The sequence below is a fragment of the Bacillus sanguinis genome (genome assembly GCF_018332475.1).
GTDB lineage: Bacteria > Bacillota > Bacilli > Bacillales > Bacillaceae_G > Bacillus_A > Bacillus_A sanguinis.
Genome location: NZ_BOQB01000070.1, coordinates 21,823 through 35,863, shown reverse-complemented (window position 1 = coordinate 35,863; position 14,041 = coordinate 21,823). Strand labels below are relative to the sequence as shown.

13 protein-coding genes and 1 other annotated feature are annotated in these 14,041 nt (G+C 35.8%); of the genes, 2 read left to right on the top strand and 11 right to left on the bottom strand.

Going from position 1 to position 14,041, the window contains the following annotated elements; translation table 11 throughout:
- Positions 1-26 precede the first annotated feature (26 nt).
- The 3 genes from KI369_RS09895 to KI369_RS09885 all read right to left on the bottom strand — a co-directional run bounded on the left by KI369_RS09895 (position 27) and on the right by KI369_RS09885 (position 2,701).
- Positions 27-272 (bottom strand): YusU family protein, encoded by a 246-nt coding sequence (locus KI369_RS09895; protein WP_212955832.1) that lies wholly within the window; start codon positions 270-272, stop codon positions 27-29.
- Between the two features lie 48 nt (positions 273-320).
- Positions 321-623, bottom strand: a complete 303-nt coding sequence (locus KI369_RS09890) for an MTH1187 family thiamine-binding protein (RefSeq protein WP_001018860.1) — start codon at positions 621-623, stop codon at positions 321-323.
- Positions 624-700: 77 nt separating this feature from the next.
- The gene (locus KI369_RS09885; protein ID WP_212955831.1) at positions 701-2,701 is read right to left on the bottom strand and encodes a methyl-accepting chemotaxis protein; all 2,001 of its coding nucleotides are present in this window, start codon (positions 2,699-2,701) and stop codon (positions 701-703) included.
- 186 nt (positions 2,702-2,887) lie between these two features.
- Between KI369_RS09885 and KI369_RS09880 the strand changes: the two genes are divergently transcribed.
- Positions 2,888-3,646 carry a TrmB family transcriptional regulator gene (locus tag KI369_RS09880; RefSeq protein ID WP_212955830.1) on the top strand — a complete coding sequence of 253 codons (759 nt, stop codon included), beginning with the start codon at positions 2,888-2,890 and terminating at the stop codon, positions 3,644-3,646.
- A gap of 30 nt (positions 3,647-3,676) precedes the next feature.
- On the opposite strand, the gene KI369_RS09875 is transcribed toward KI369_RS09880, so the two are convergent.
- The 7 genes from KI369_RS09875 to KI369_RS09845 form a co-directional block, all read right to left on the bottom strand.
- On the bottom strand, positions 3,677-6,106 hold the full coding sequence (locus KI369_RS09875) for a SpaA isopeptide-forming pilin-related protein (protein WP_212955829.1): 2,430 nt from the start codon (positions 6,104-6,106) through the stop codon (positions 3,677-3,679).
- Positions 6,107-6,375: 269 nt separating this feature from the next.
- Positions 6,376-6,546: a hypothetical protein gene (locus KI369_RS09870; protein ID WP_212955828.1), complete on the bottom strand. Its 171-nt coding sequence runs from the start codon at positions 6,544-6,546 to the stop codon at positions 6,376-6,378.
- 80 nt (positions 6,547-6,626) lie between these two features.
- Positions 6,627-7,871, bottom strand: a complete 1,245-nt coding sequence (locus KI369_RS09865) for an MFS transporter (protein WP_438800499.1) — start codon at positions 7,869-7,871, stop codon at positions 6,627-6,629.
- 47 nt (positions 7,872-7,918) lie between these two features.
- Complete coding sequence (locus tag KI369_RS09860; protein ID WP_212955826.1) at positions 7,919-9,235, bottom strand: APC family permease; 1,317 nt, start codon at positions 9,233-9,235, stop codon at positions 7,919-7,921.
- A gap of 65 nt (positions 9,236-9,300) precedes the next feature.
- Positions 9,301-9,537 (bottom strand) — a binding site (T-box leader).
- A 453-nt stretch (positions 9,538-9,990) separates the two neighbouring features.
- Positions 9,991-10,788, bottom strand: coding sequence for a hypothetical protein (locus KI369_RS09855; protein ID WP_212955825.1), 798 nt, complete (start codon positions 10,786-10,788; stop codon positions 9,991-9,993).
- A 129-nt stretch (positions 10,789-10,917) separates the two neighbouring features.
- Positions 10,918-11,700 carry a membrane protein insertase YidC gene (gene yidC / locus KI369_RS09850; protein WP_212955824.1) on the bottom strand — a complete coding sequence of 261 codons (783 nt, stop codon included), beginning with the start codon at positions 11,698-11,700 and terminating at the stop codon, positions 10,918-10,920.
- Positions 11,701-11,728: 28 nt separating this feature from the next.
- On the bottom strand, positions 11,729-12,013 hold the full coding sequence (locus KI369_RS09845) for a hypothetical protein (protein WP_144615228.1): 285 nt from the start codon (positions 12,011-12,013) through the stop codon (positions 11,729-11,731).
- Between the two features lie 277 nt (positions 12,014-12,290).
- Here KI369_RS09845 and KI369_RS09840 point away from each other — a divergent pair, with 277 nt between their 5' ends.
- Complete coding sequence (locus tag KI369_RS09840; protein ID WP_000530035.1) at positions 12,291-13,184, top strand: YitT family protein; 894 nt, start codon at positions 12,291-12,293, stop codon at positions 13,182-13,184.
- 249 nt (positions 13,185-13,433) lie between these two features.
- On the opposite strand, the gene KI369_RS09835 is transcribed toward KI369_RS09840, so the two are convergent.
- The gene (locus KI369_RS09835) at positions 13,434-13,955 is read right to left on the bottom strand and encodes a GNAT family N-acetyltransferase (protein WP_212955823.1); all 522 of its coding nucleotides are present in this window, start codon (positions 13,953-13,955) and stop codon (positions 13,434-13,436) included.
- Between the last annotated feature and the right edge of the window lie 86 nt (positions 13,956-14,041).

The window sequence follows — 14,041 nt, the reverse complement described above, 5'->3', positions numbered from 1 at the left end:
AGAAAAAGTTGTGCATTTTATTCTTTTTATCCTTCATTTCTCTTCTCTTCATTCAGCTTTTTAATATTTGTAATTAACTGTACCATCTCTTCTTTCGCATCAGGGTAAGTCTCATTCCAATGTTTCACTAAAGCCGGCATCGTCTTAGCTATGTAAGAATACAGTGCCCACTTCTGCACCTGTTCTTTTCTCTCTTCATTGCTTTCTCCAAGTAATAGTTCCGTGTATTTCTCTAACAACCCGTCAAATTGTTCGTTAAACTTTTCACTCATCTTATCTACCTCCTATATGAAAAAAGCAGCGAAAATCGCTGCTTTTCTTTATAATTTTGATCGAACAGAGTTTAATTTCTTCTCCATTGTGCTTACTTTATCACGACGATCATCGATACGAATTGTTGTCGCAACGCGCTGCGCACCTTTCGTATATGGAACTTCATGCATTTGTTGAATGACTTCTAGAATGACAGGAAGATCTCCTTCAATAATTGTATTCATTGGTGTTAATTGATATTTCACGCGATCTGCATTTTTCTCTAACACCTTTTGTACTTCTGCTACATATTCACTAACACTTGGATTACCAGTTCCTACTGGAATAATCGATACGTCAACAATTGCCATAGTAGTCTTCCTCCTATAATTGCTTCTTATATATCCATTGTCTATTTTACCGAAATACTCATCATTTTACTAATTTGTTATTCCTCTATTTTAAACTGCTCAACTAATCTTTCTAAGTCTCTCATATGCTCCGTCAAACTTTCCATCGTATGAGCTACCTTTTCTAGATGATTCACTTGTGATTCAGTTGCAGCATTTACTTCTTCAGAAACAGCTGCGCTTTCTTGACTCGTACCGGCAATTGTATGCATTACCGCTGTAATTTCTCCTTGCTCGTGACCGATGTTATGTACCTCTGCTACAATTTGTTCCACTGACGTACTAATCGTATTTACAACTGACATAATGGTACGGAATTCCGTTTCTGCCTCGGTCGTAACTTTATTTTGTATATCCGCAATATCTTTCAATTTACTTACAACTTCTACAACTCTTCTTACCTCTACTTGTACATCACCAATCATCGTCGCAATTTCTACTGTTGCTTCTTTTGATTGTTCCGCTAATTTCCGAACTTCTTCCGCAACAACAGCAAAGCCTTTACCTTGTTCACCCGCACGTGCCGCCTCGATTGAAGCATTTAAAGCAAGTAAATTCGTTTGATCCGAAATACCTTTTATAAGCTCTACAACATTTTGAATCGATCCAACTCTTTGCTCTAACTTTCCGGATGCTTCCTCTGTATGAACAACAATCGAAGATGATTGACTCCTTGTACGAACTAAATTACGCATCGTATGTAATCCTTGCTTAGATGCCTCTTCAGCTTTGCCAGCCACTCCTTTTATTTCACCAACCGAATGATTCATTTGTTCCACTGACTCTGCCATATTCTCGAGCTGCTCTGAAACTTCATCTACACTATTAGCAAGAGTGGACGCTCCTCCACTCACATCATCCATTGCACCTGAAACTTCTCTACTAGCGGCTACAGTTTCATTTGTTAAATAATGTAGATTATTCGTTGATTGTTGCACTGTGGATACACTATTTTTAATTTTGCTTACCATTTCATTCATTTGCTCAACCATATGATTAAAATGGTTCGTCAGCTCTCCAACTTCATCCTTACTTGTCACTTTCATTTGCAACGTTAAATCGCCTTCTGCTACTTTTTGAACGTGATTCGTTAATAGTTGCAACGGTCTTGCTAATCTTCTTGAGAACAAGTATGAAGCTATGATTCCAACTAATAAGCTAATACATGCCATTATAAGGACTGTATTTCTCGTACTATTTAATAGCCCATCAATCGTTTCTTTCGGATAAACAATCCCAATTTTCCATTTCATCTTATCAAACAGTTGACTATAGGCTACTACATCTTTCCCGCCTAATGTCGTCACCGCAAATTTTGTTTCATCTTTATTCAAGCTTTTTAAAAGTGGTTCCTTTGAAACATCTTTTCCTACTTTCTCTGGGTATACAATGGCAATATTTTTATCATTTACGATAAACATTTCTCCGCCGTTATTATATTGAATATTGTGGAGTAGCTTTTGAATTGTTCCTAATGATACATCCATTGCTACTACCCCTAATACAGATCCATCTTGTCCGACAATTGCTTTTGACACTCCAATGCTTAACTTACCTGTCGCGATTTCATATTGTGGTTGTCCCCAAATAATCGATTTCGTATCAGATTCCGATGCTTTATACCATGGACGACTTGTTGGATCATACCCTTCAGGTACTTTTCCTCCGTCAGCGAGATTTGCGCTCAACGTTTTTTTATCTTTTGTCCCAATGTATACATCTAAAATATCAGGATGGTTCTTTTTAAATCTTGAAAACTCTTTTAAAATAAAGCTCTCTTCTTCTGGAGTAACTCCATCTTGTAGCATGTTTTGAATATCATCATGACTTCCATAATGCCCCATATCTTCTTCAATTCGCTGCATAAATGCAGTTAACTGTTCTGTCACAAGATCCATCGTATTTTGAGAATACTGGTCTAAGGAGCGCACTTCCTTCTCTTTCTGTAATTGATACATAGCTGTACCTAATATTACGAACATCATAGAAATAAGTACCGAAAATACTACCGCAATTTTTAAACGTAAACTTCTTAACATCTTCCCCCAAGCATCCCCTTCTCGTTGTAATTTAATTATATTAATCACTATATTAAGTATAATGGATAAAATTAAAAAATTGAAATTAATTCTCACCTTAATACAATTAGAAAACTGACTACCACTTGTGCAAAAACAAATAGTTCATTATCCTTAAAATATAATCTCATTCGTTCGGAGGGAACTATGTTACAAAAATTCGGTTTCTCACAATATGAAAGCCAAGCTTACGAAGTTGTCGTATCAAGCAACGAACCATTAGATGCTACAACGATTGTGAAGCATTCTGGCGTTCCAAAAGCCAAAATATATGAAGTGCTTGCACGCCTAATCGATAAAGGAATGGTAATGGATTCCGTTTCAGAGAAGAAAAAGATGTATACAGCATTACCACTCAAGCTAGCAATTGAAAAATTAACGACAGAATTTCAATCCAATATTAAAGAATTAGAGACAACTATATCGAAAAAATCATTTACAGATGACCGTGTCTGGAGCTTAAAAATGCAATCTTCTATTCGCGTTCAAAGTAAAGAGCTCATCGAAAGTGCAAAAGAATCGATTCGCATTTCAGCTTGGAACGATACTCTTTTAGAATATCTTCCGTTATTAGAAGAAAAAGCAAAACAAGGCGTCAAAATCGAATCCCTTATAGTTGGAAAAGTCGAAACAGACTTAGAAAACATGCATTTCCTAATTCCAGCCGAAGAGCCTAACGCGTTAGAGCGATACTTACTGCTCATCGTTGACGACCGCGAAATTTTATTTGCTGGTGTAGAGCAAGAGTCATGGCAAGCAATGAAAACAATGTCACAACCTTTCGTGAAGTTCTTTACAGAATTTTTCTATCATGACGTTGCACTTGCAAAGATTACCCAGAAACACCATGACCTCTTTATGGAAGATGAGGAAATTAAGAGTTTGTTAATGAAGTTGAGATACTAAAAAAACGCCTCTATTACAAGGCGTTTTTTTCTACATTTCTTTTCTATTTTTCATCCTTAACACATACGCACCAGCAATAATAAAACCAATTCCTAAAACGAATAAAGCCGTAAATTCATTGCCAACGCCGCCAGTAGCTGGTAATCGCACTTCATTATGAGTATTAGGTTGTTGCATTGGCTTCACATCAGCCGAAGGTTTCACTTCTCCATTCGGTGTTGGCTTATTTGGCTTAGAAGGAATCGATGCCTTTTCTTCTTTCTTATTTTTTACAATATGTTTAATAATTTCTCCATTCTCTTTTATTTCAAATGCGAATGTCTCTTCATTTATTACATATCCATTCGGCGCTATTGTTTCTTTATACGTGTATTTTCCGTATGGTAGTTTGAATTTCGCTATACCTTGCTCATTTGTTTTTCCTTTTACTACTTCTTTTCCTTGTTCATTGTAGATTGTAAATTCTGCATTCGGTAATTTTGTATTCCCATCCGCTACATCTACTTTTGTTATTTCTAATTCACCTTCTACTTTCTTATCTTGAACAATATGTTTAATAATTTCTCCATCCTCTTTTATCTCAAATGCGAATGTCTCTTCATTTATTACATATCCATTTGGTGCTATTGTTTCTCTATACGTGTATTTCCCGTATGGTAGTTTGAATTTCGCTATACCTTGCTCATTTGTTTTTCCTTTTACTACTTCTTTTCCTTGTTCGTTGTAGATTGTAAATTCTGCATTCGGTAATTTTGTATTCCCATCCGCTACATCTACTTTTGTTATTTCTAATTCACCTTCTACTTTCTTATCTTGAACAATATGTTTAATAATTTCTCCATTCTCTTTTATTTCAAATGCGAATGTCTCTTCATTTATTACATATCCATTCGGCGCTATCGTTTCTTTATACGTGTATTTTCCGTATGGTAGTTTAAATTTCGCTATACCTTGCTCATTTGTTTTTCCTTTTACTACTTCTTTCTCTTGTTCATTGTAGATTGTAAACTCTGCATTTGGCAGTTTCGTATTCCCATCCGCTACATCTACTTTTGTTATTTCTAATTCACCTTCTACTTTCTTATCTTGAACGATATGTTTAATAATTTCTCCATTCTCTTTTATTTCAAATGCGAACGTCTCTTCATTTATTACATATCCATTCGGCGCTATCGTTTCTTTATACGTGTATTTTCCGTATGGTAGTTTGAATTTCACTACACCTTTTTCATCCGTTTTCCCTTTTACTACTTCTTTTCCTTGTTCATTGTAGATTGTAAATTCTGCATTCGGCAGTTTCGTATTCCCATCCGCTATATCTACTTTCGTTATTTCTAACTCACCTTTTACATTTTCATTTTTCAACTCTAATACAGCAGTTTCACCAGTTTTCACTTCAATTTTTTTAACACTTCCATCTAACACATATCCAGCTGGCGCTTGAATTTCTTTGACGCTATATATACCGATTGGAAGATTACCTAACTCCGCAATCCCCTTATCATTAGTCGTAACATTTTGTTTAAAGTTTTCATTAGAAACTTCAAACACCGCCCCTTTTAATAATTCCTTTTTTTCTCCTAATTTCATAATCTTTAAAGAGCCTACTGATTCCCAATTTACAACTAAATCTGTACTGATTTTCTCACTATTTCTTTGTAACAATACAGTTGTATTTTGAACCTTTTCTGATCCTTTAAAAGCTATTGCTTGTAAACTTGTTAAAGTAGACTTTACTTTCATTTTAAAATTACCACTACTCGTATCTTTCGGGATTGATATTTTGAATTTTTCGTTAATTGATAATGTAGTTTTCTCTTCCCCTTGTTCATTTACAATTCGAATCCCTTTAGGAGCACCTTCAGGAACAATTGTATAAGAGCCAGAAACCGCATTTGTTTGTACTGCATAAAATCCTGTTTCTAAATAATCACCTTTTTGTGTAGCAGTTTGTGGATCTACAGGATTAACTTTAAAAAATACATCTTGTGATCCAGTTTCTTTTTTTGAACCCTCTACTAGACGTTTCATAAGATTATGTACACGTTCATTTTTTGCAACTAAATCTTCTTCCGTTAATTCATTCGCTGCAATCCATACTGCTAATTGTGTAGCATAATGCGCTTCTTCCGTTGTCGCTACACCTAATTCAGATGGACTTTTTTGAGGATATCCATTTAATAAAATACGATATACGGCATCAGATGTTTTCCCCATCTCAGGCAAATCATCCCCATTGGGTGAACGTAAATCAGGCGTTAAACAATAAGCAATACTACCCGCAGCCGTTTTAATTATTTCGGTCTTTATTTCACGCTGTTTCGAATTACTATAGCTCCAATCCATCTTATATGTTTCTTTGTTCATTACTTCTGCCTTTACTTGTGGCATTGCAATTCCTAATAAAATAATAAGAGCACTTAAAAAACTAAACCATTTTCCTACCATCTTTCGTTTCATTCTCTCCACCACCATATATAAATTTCTACATGAAGCAATCTTACTGTTTCATTGTACTTATAGTGAAAACAAGAGAATAGGTGGTTTTTTTGTAGTATCTTGTCGAATTGTTGAGAAAGTTTCAAAGTAATAAGCAACATTACAATTGTTTGTTCTCCTGCTACTATTGACAAATGAATGTTACATATTTAAAATTTTAAAAAATAATAAAAAGGCACTTTATAAGTGCCTTTTTTACTTACGAGAAACAAATTTCAAACGAATACATGTTACTTATCTTTTTCTTTTATCTCCATCAACAGCTCAATAATTTTCTCATTTTGCTCCACTTGTTTCTCGGAATTTTGATAGATGACACGAATCCATCCTAATACAAAAACAACTGCAACTATCGGCAATAGTGCAAGTATTATACCGAATATCGAGAAATTAAACATCATTTACCCATCACCTCGCTACATACAAATTCTCCACCTTTCTACTAAAACCTGCAAAATTTTACAAACAAAAAAAGAACCTATCAAACGATAGATTCTTCCTTTGCTAACTGAGCAGAACGTCCTCTCGTAATCGAGAAAATCGCACAAAGCAGTGCTAATATAATAAAGCCGCCACCCACCCAAGCATTATATATAACAGATGATTTCTCAATAACAACTCCCCCTACTGTTGAACCGAGCGCAATTCCTAAGTGAAGTGCAGAGTTATTTAAACTTTGCTGAATACCAGCTGATTCTGGTGCAATTTCAATTAAATAATTTTGTTGTGCTGGCGAAATAGCCCAGCTCAGCATACTCCAAAGTCCCATCATAATAATGAACAGTGGGAATGAGAATGTCATCATTGGCAATAGGAAGATTACACACGCAAATACGATAATGATGGAAATAATACTTTTCTTCGATCCCCATTTATCAGCAAGCAAGCCCCCAAGGCCGCCTCCAAGTACCGCTGCAATTCCGAAAATGAAGTAAAATACACTAATCCAATTCGCTTCCACGTGCATCACATCTTTTAAAAATGGTGTTAAATATGCATATAATGTTAAATGACCCGTTAAAAATAAGAATGATGTTAACTGTGCACTGACAATTTTTTTATCTTTTAACGTAGCAATTTGCTCTCTTATCGATAACACTGATGTCGGTGGTACTTTCGTTAAGAATAATGAAATACATGCGATTGCCATCACTGTTAAGATCGAAATAAGTACAAATGGTGCACGCCATCCATATGCATTTCCGAGTACAAGGCCGAGTGGTACTCCAAGTACAAGCGATCCACTAATCCCCATAAAAATGATTCCAATTGCACGCGCACGAAAATGCGGTTCTACAACGCTAGAAGCAAGTGTTACTGACAGTGCAATAATAAGCGAACCACTCGCCGCACAAACAACCCTTGAGAACATTAACATCCCGTAATTCACACTAAATGCCGAAATAATATTTCCGATTAAGAAAATTGATAATGCCCCAATATACAATTTCTTTCTTTCAAACTTCCCTGTTAACGCTAATAAAACCGGACCTGATAAAGCAAATACTACTGAAAATATTGTTATAAGCTGACCAGCTGCACTAATAGATACTCCTAAATCATTGGCAACTAAATCGAGCGTTCCTCCTATAATTAGCTCAACCGTTCCGACTACAAAAGCCGCGATAGCTAAAATATACACACGAAAATTCAAGTCTTTCCCCACGCTTTCTATTTTGGTTACTACGACTATAGTAACCAAAATAGAAATTGAACACAAGTACAATTTTTTTACAGTAAAAAAGGTAGGCGTATTATACGCCTACCCTTCAATCATGACACTTCAGTTTTATTCTTCTTATTTAAATACCAATATACCGGCAGTCCAGTAAAGACAATTCCAATTGATAAGAAACAACTTACCGGATCATTGATAATTGCACTACCAATTACAAAGAGCGAACCTAAAATCGCAACGATTGGTACGATTGGGAATAACGGTACACTGTATGCACGCTCTTTATTCTTATTACGTTTTCTTAAAATGAAGACACCAATAAACGTCATTACGTAGAAAATATAAATAATGAATACGGAAATCTCAGATAGCTTATTCGGATCACTAATAATCATTAAAATAATTCCTAAAATGATTTCAACAGTAATTGCATTTGCTGGTGTTTTAAATCTTGGACTTTCCTTTGCAATAAACTTAGCAAATGGAAGTTGTCCACGCTCTGCCATCGACATCGGGATACGTGGGAACGTTAAAATCTTTCCATTTAAACAACCGAAAATAGAAACGATAATACCGATACTAATAATTTTCCCGCCATATTCTCCAAGTAGCATGCCCGCAGCTGTCGCTGTTGCATTTTCTCCAAGGTCAACAATTTGCGTTGCTGGTAATACATTTAATAACGCTAAGTTAATTAGTACGTAAGCAGCTGTTACAATTAAAATCCCAACTGTCATGGCTTTCGGTAATAACTTTGTTGGATTCTTCATTTCTCCGCCAATCGAAGCAAGTAGAATCCAGCCGTCATAAGCAAATAACGTTGCTAAAATTGCCATCCCGATACTTTGATTTTCCGATATCGGTACAACTACATTAAAGATATCGCTATTTCCTTTCCAAAAACCTAGCACGACGATTAATACGATAGGAATCATTTTCCCGATTGTCGTAACTGTTTGGACGATACCTCCGTATTTTGTTCCCATACTATTTACAACGCCAAGGAACACAACTGTTCCAATGGCAATTGGTAAATTCCATACTTTATCTAAATAGAAGAAGTTAATCATTAAAGAACTAAAGTACAATCCTAATGTTCCAATAATAGCTGGTCCATAAACAATCGTTTGCATCCAGCCTGATAAATATCCCCAAAAACTTCCGTAAATCTCCTCTAAATACGTATACAACCCACCATTTTTCGGGATTTGCGCTCCAATTTCAGCTACTGTTAAACCACTTGCTAGCGTCAACAGACCACCAATTACCCAAGCAAGAATGGCCATATTAGAACTCCCTGAGTAATCTAATACGCTCCCTGGTTTCATAAACACACCAGATCCAATAATCGTTCCTACTACGATAGAAAGTGCTACCGTTAAACCAATTTTGTTCTTCTCATCATGATGCATGCTGCGTATCCTCCTTCCAATTCTAGTGTGATGCAAAAATGAAATAAAAAAACACTCCTCCCTAAAAAAGGGACGAGTGTTATATTCGTGGTTCCACCCTTGTTTCAATTCGTAAAGTAACACACTTCACCAATTTCTCAAGTCTAAATAACGGTTTTTGCCGGCAAGCAATTACTAGGTATCCGTTCACTGCTGCAGTTCAGAGGTGGTAATCCATTTTTCCGTATTAGGAAGCTCACAGCCAAAGGCCTCCCTCTCTGAGAATCGTAAAAAATTGATCATGTCCTCATCATCACTTCTTGATGTCGAATTTTGTAGTTATTGTTCATTATATTGAATTGTTAGAAAAAATCAATACATTTTTTTATATAACATATGAAATATTCCTCTTCTTATATTATAACAGAAGTTACGGCACTTCTCTAATTCCCTAGTATCTTTGGAACAGTGTAGCAGTAAAAAATTATATCAGCGATTTTCAAAATATATCGATTTACTAACAAAAAACGACAATAAGTAAGAGGAGACTTTCTAAAAGAAAGTCTCCTCACATACGTACCTTCCGGTTGCCCACACGAAACATACGACTTCACTCAATTATTTCTCATCTTTTTTCATAAAAAACTTGCCCCGCATTAACGGGCAGTAAAACTTCCACCTTAAACTACAGCGAATACAGGGATGAAGTTGGAAGATTAACTGTCCGTAAAAGCCCGATTGGTGAGGGCTAATAATCAGTGGAAATGCACCACTGATTAAAGTTTCACTTTATGATGCGGAAGATCCACATTCAACGCCTCTAATTGTTTCTTTTCATTCTCTAAAATCGCTTTTGCTTTTGTTTTTGTTGCCTCATCTAATCCCGCAAAGATGTCTTCATGTTTCTCTTTCTCTGGAAGTTTCACACCTAGTTTTGTTAATTCTTCTTTTGCTTGCTCATGTGTTAACTTTCCAGATTTTTCTTGTTCAAAAATTGACTTCACTTTTTCCTTCGTTGCTTCATCTAAGTCAGCAAGCATATCTTTACGCTTACCCTCCGGCATTTTCACGCCTAACTTTGTTAATTCCTCTTTTGCTTGTTCACGTGTTAATTTTCCGGATTTCTCTTGCTCTACAATTGATTTCGCTTTTTCTTTTGTTGCTTCATCTAGCCCTGCAAACATGTCTCCATGCTTACCCTTTTCCGGGAGCTTCACGCCTAGTTTCGTTAATTCTTCTTTTGCTTGTTCACGTGTTAATTTACCCGACTTTTCTTGCTCTAAAATCGACTTCGCTTTTTCTTTCGTTTGATCATCTAATCCTGCAAACATGTCTTTACGTTTTTCTTTCTCTGGAAGTTTTACACCTAGCTCCTCCAACTGTTTCTTTGTATCGCCCATAATCGTTTTTACTTTTTGTTTTGTAGCGTCATCTAAATCTTTTTTCGCCGTTTTTGTAGACTGCTCAGCTGCTGGAGTATTCGTTGCTGCGAATGCCGGAATACCGACTCCTCCAATGATTCCGAATGATAAAGCACCTGCAATCGCTAAATACCCAACTGTTTTCTTCTTCATAGGAAATTTCCTCCTTCATATTTCTAATACATGTACACTTTCGTATACAATGCCTATCGTAATGTTGGTTTCTTAACATTTCCTTAACGACTTAACAAAAAAACACCGCTCATCTCGAGCGGTGTTTTTCTAAGCCTTTTGTAATTGTAACTCTTCACGTTCCATTATTTTTCTTGATACGATTGTTTGCATCATTGTAAATAAGTTACCTGTTATCCAGTACAACACTAGTCCTGATGGCGCCGCAAATCCCATAAATAGAATCATTGCCGGCATCATAATTTGCTGCATCTTTAGCATTTGTACTTGTTCTCCAGGCGTACTATTCGATTGGAAAACTTTCATCTGAATAAATGTCGTTAACGCTGCAATAATCGGTAATATATGATAAGGATCTGCATGTCCTAAGTTCACCCATAAAAACGAAGATGTGCGAATCTCTTCTGTTCGGCTAATCGCATAATACAAAGCAGAGAAAATCGGCATTTGTATTAATAGTGGCCAGCAACCAGCAAGTGGATTCCAACCGCCTGATTTCATTAGTTCTGACATTTCTTTTTGATACTGCTTTTGTTTTTCTAGATCTTTACTTACATCACCGTGTTTTTTCTTTAGCTTCTGTAATTCAGGTTGCATTTTTTTCATTTTCGCTTGGCTACGATATTGCGAAACAGCTAATGGAATCATTGCTGAACGAATAACGAGCGTCATAATAATGATAGCAATCCCAAAGCTAGCTCCCGGTATATGATGAGCAACAAATTGAATCATAAACGAGATTGGATATACAAAATAATGATCCCAAATTCCTGTACTATGTGCATCAATTGGGGCTGCATTACTGCAACCAGATAAAACAAAAACAAGTAATAATGATAAACTAACGAGCACAGCTCGGTATGATTTTAACATGTTCATTCCTCCAATGTTTCGTAATTATTTAGCGAAACATTGGTGTATACGGACCGACCTCATCATTCTCTTCACTTGATTCTTGTCTGCGTACAGAACGAATCATTCCATATTTATAAAAAATTGAAAATAGCGGTACATTCCTCGCACTATCTTCACACGTATCAACTAACGCAAAAGCCCTTTGTCTACCGCTTGATGCTTGCTGACGCACAAAGCGAGAAATGTTAGCAAGGAAGAAAACTTCTAATAAACAAAGCGCTGTCGTTACAAACGATATATATAGAATTGCATCCTGCAATAAAAATTCCATCGCTTCACATCCTTAATAAGGTCATTTTAGCACATTCGGCAAACATTCTCTATTTCCTTTTATCGTCAAAAAAAGTATTTTGCATATTTTCTCAAGAAAACAATAATTAAGAAACGTTGTATTCGCTTTCTTTAGTATATTCACACACATCAATGAATAGGCTTGATTTATTAGAAATTTATAAAATTTTTGCATTATAATAAAACTATTGCCAGTTTTTGAAAAAACCTTTATTCTCTTCTTGTAATCAAAAATGAATATGGAGATGAAACATACTATGGGTCAACTAGGAGACGCCGATTACGTTCCCGACACCGCCTTTTTATCCTTCCCAGCAGCTAAAACATTTCACTTAGAATTTATCATACAGTTGGTTGTTATTTTCGTAGCTTCTATTTTGTATGCAATTTCTATGAATATGTTCTTTATCCCGCATAACATGATTAGCGGTGGATTCGCTGGTGTAGGGATGATTATCGGTTATTTAATGCACTACAATATCGGTGCACTTATCTTTTTACTAAACATTCCTCTTCTTATTTTAAGTCACTTTTACTTAGGCAAGAAGACAACCTTTTTAACAGCGTACTTTGTAGCTGTATCATCGTTAGCGATGAACATTATCCCTGTCCACCAAGTTTCAGACGATATTTTACTGTCTTCTGTATTCGGCGGTGTAATCTGCGGAGCAGCTTCCGGAATCATATTCCGATTTGCTTCTTCAACAGGCGGTTTTGATGTTGTTGGATTGATTGTAGCGAAACATCGAGATATTTCTATTGGAGCAATCATCTTTGGATTCAACTTGATCTTACTTGTTGCAGCAGGATTTATTTTCGGATGGGATATTACGCTTTATACGTTAATTAGCCGGTTTGTAGTCAGCAAAGTGATCGATGCTGTGCATACGAAACATATTAAATTAACGATAATGACCGTTACAGAAAAAGGCGAGGAAATAAAAAGCGCACTATTACATCACGGCATACGCGGGGTGACAATGGTAGATGCTGTCGGCGGCTATACAAACCATAAGAAAAAAATGATTTACACTGTCGTGACTCGATATGAGTTAGGCGAAATGAAACGTATTATTCGTCAAGTGGATAACAAAGCATTCATGAACATTACTGAAACAGTTGAAATTGTCGGCCGTTTCAAACGCATATAAAGTGAAACTTTAATCAGTGGGGGTTTTCTTCATCCCCACTGATTATTAGTTGAACCAATCGGACTTTTACGGGCAGTTGATCCCCCACCTAACTTCTTTGCTTTCGCTGAATTTTGAGGTGGGGGTCTTACTGCCCATTAAAGCGGGATAAAAAAGGTTAATACATTAAAGGCATAACATATTATATGTTATGCCTTTTGTTATTCAACTAACGCACCCTTTAGCATAATAAAATCACTAAGTTTATTACTACAAATCGGAGGATAGCATTCCATATACAAAACTATCTGTCCATTCATTTTTATTCCAATAATCTTGTATGAAATGAGCTTCCTTTCTCATACCTATTCGTTCACACAATTTTTGTGAAGCTGTATTACGTGCATCAAGATTAGCTTGTATACGATGTACATTACATTCATTAAATAATTTAAATACCAAACTACTTACTGCTTCTGTTGCCAAACCTCTCCCAGCTACTTCATTTGAAAAACTATAACCAATCTCAACAGTGTCTTTCATATTTGTATACCATACGGATAAATCACCAACTACTTTAGTCTTGTATATAACTGCCAAACTTAATATTGATTCTTTAGTAAGTACATTGTTTGCTAGCTTCTTATTAAATCTCTCCTGCATGTCTTCATGAGTCCACTTATTATGTAATAGAAACTTACAAGTATCATCATTATTATAAATAGCAAATACATCCTGTAAATCAGTACTCTTAAAAGGTCTAATTATTAATCTTTCTGTTGTAATCTCCAAGTTAGCTCTCCTCCCTTACATTCATGCTACAAAACATTTTTTATAGTATGTAAGCCTCTTTCTTAGATCTCACCTTGATTACATAT

Excerpts from the sequence above, each read along its gene's own strand:
- KI369_RS09890 (WP_001018860.1), bottom strand. The coding sequence starts at position 623 with ATGGCAATTGTTGACGTATCGATTATTCCAGTAGGAACTGGTAATCCA.
- KI369_RS09895 (WP_212955832.1), bottom strand. The coding sequence starts at position 272 with ATGAGTGAAAAGTTTAACGAACAATTTGACGGGTTGTTAGAGAAATAC.
- KI369_RS09855 (WP_212955825.1), bottom strand. The coding sequence starts at position 10,788 with ATGAAGAAGAAAACAGTTGGGTATTTAGCGATTGCAGGTGCTTTATCA.
- KI369_RS09845 (WP_144615228.1), bottom strand. The coding sequence starts at position 12,013 with ATGGAATTTTTATTGCAGGATGCAATTCTATATATATCGTTTGTAACG.
- KI369_RS09840 (WP_000530035.1), top strand. The coding sequence starts at position 12,291 with ATGGGTCAACTAGGAGACGCCGATTACGTTCCCGACACCGCCTTTTTA.
- KI369_RS09860 (WP_212955826.1), bottom strand. The coding sequence starts at position 9,235 with ATGCATCATGATGAGAAGAACAAAATTGGTTTAACGGTAGCACTTTCT.
- KI369_RS09885 (WP_212955831.1), bottom strand. The coding sequence starts at position 2,701 with ATGTTAAGAAGTTTACGTTTAAAAATTGCGGTAGTATTTTCGGTACTT.
- KI369_RS09880 (WP_212955830.1), top strand. The coding sequence starts at position 2,888 with ATGTTACAAAAATTCGGTTTCTCACAATATGAAAGCCAAGCTTACGAA.
- KI369_RS09875 (WP_212955829.1), bottom strand. The coding sequence starts at position 6,106 with ATGAAACGAAAGATGGTAGGAAAATGGTTTAGTTTTTTAAGTGCTCTT.
- yidC (WP_212955824.1), bottom strand. The coding sequence starts at position 11,700 with ATGTTAAAATCATACCGAGCTGTGCTCGTTAGTTTATCATTATTACTT.
- KI369_RS09870 (WP_212955828.1), bottom strand. The coding sequence starts at position 6,546 with ATGATGTTTAATTTCTCGATATTCGGTATAATACTTGCACTATTGCCG.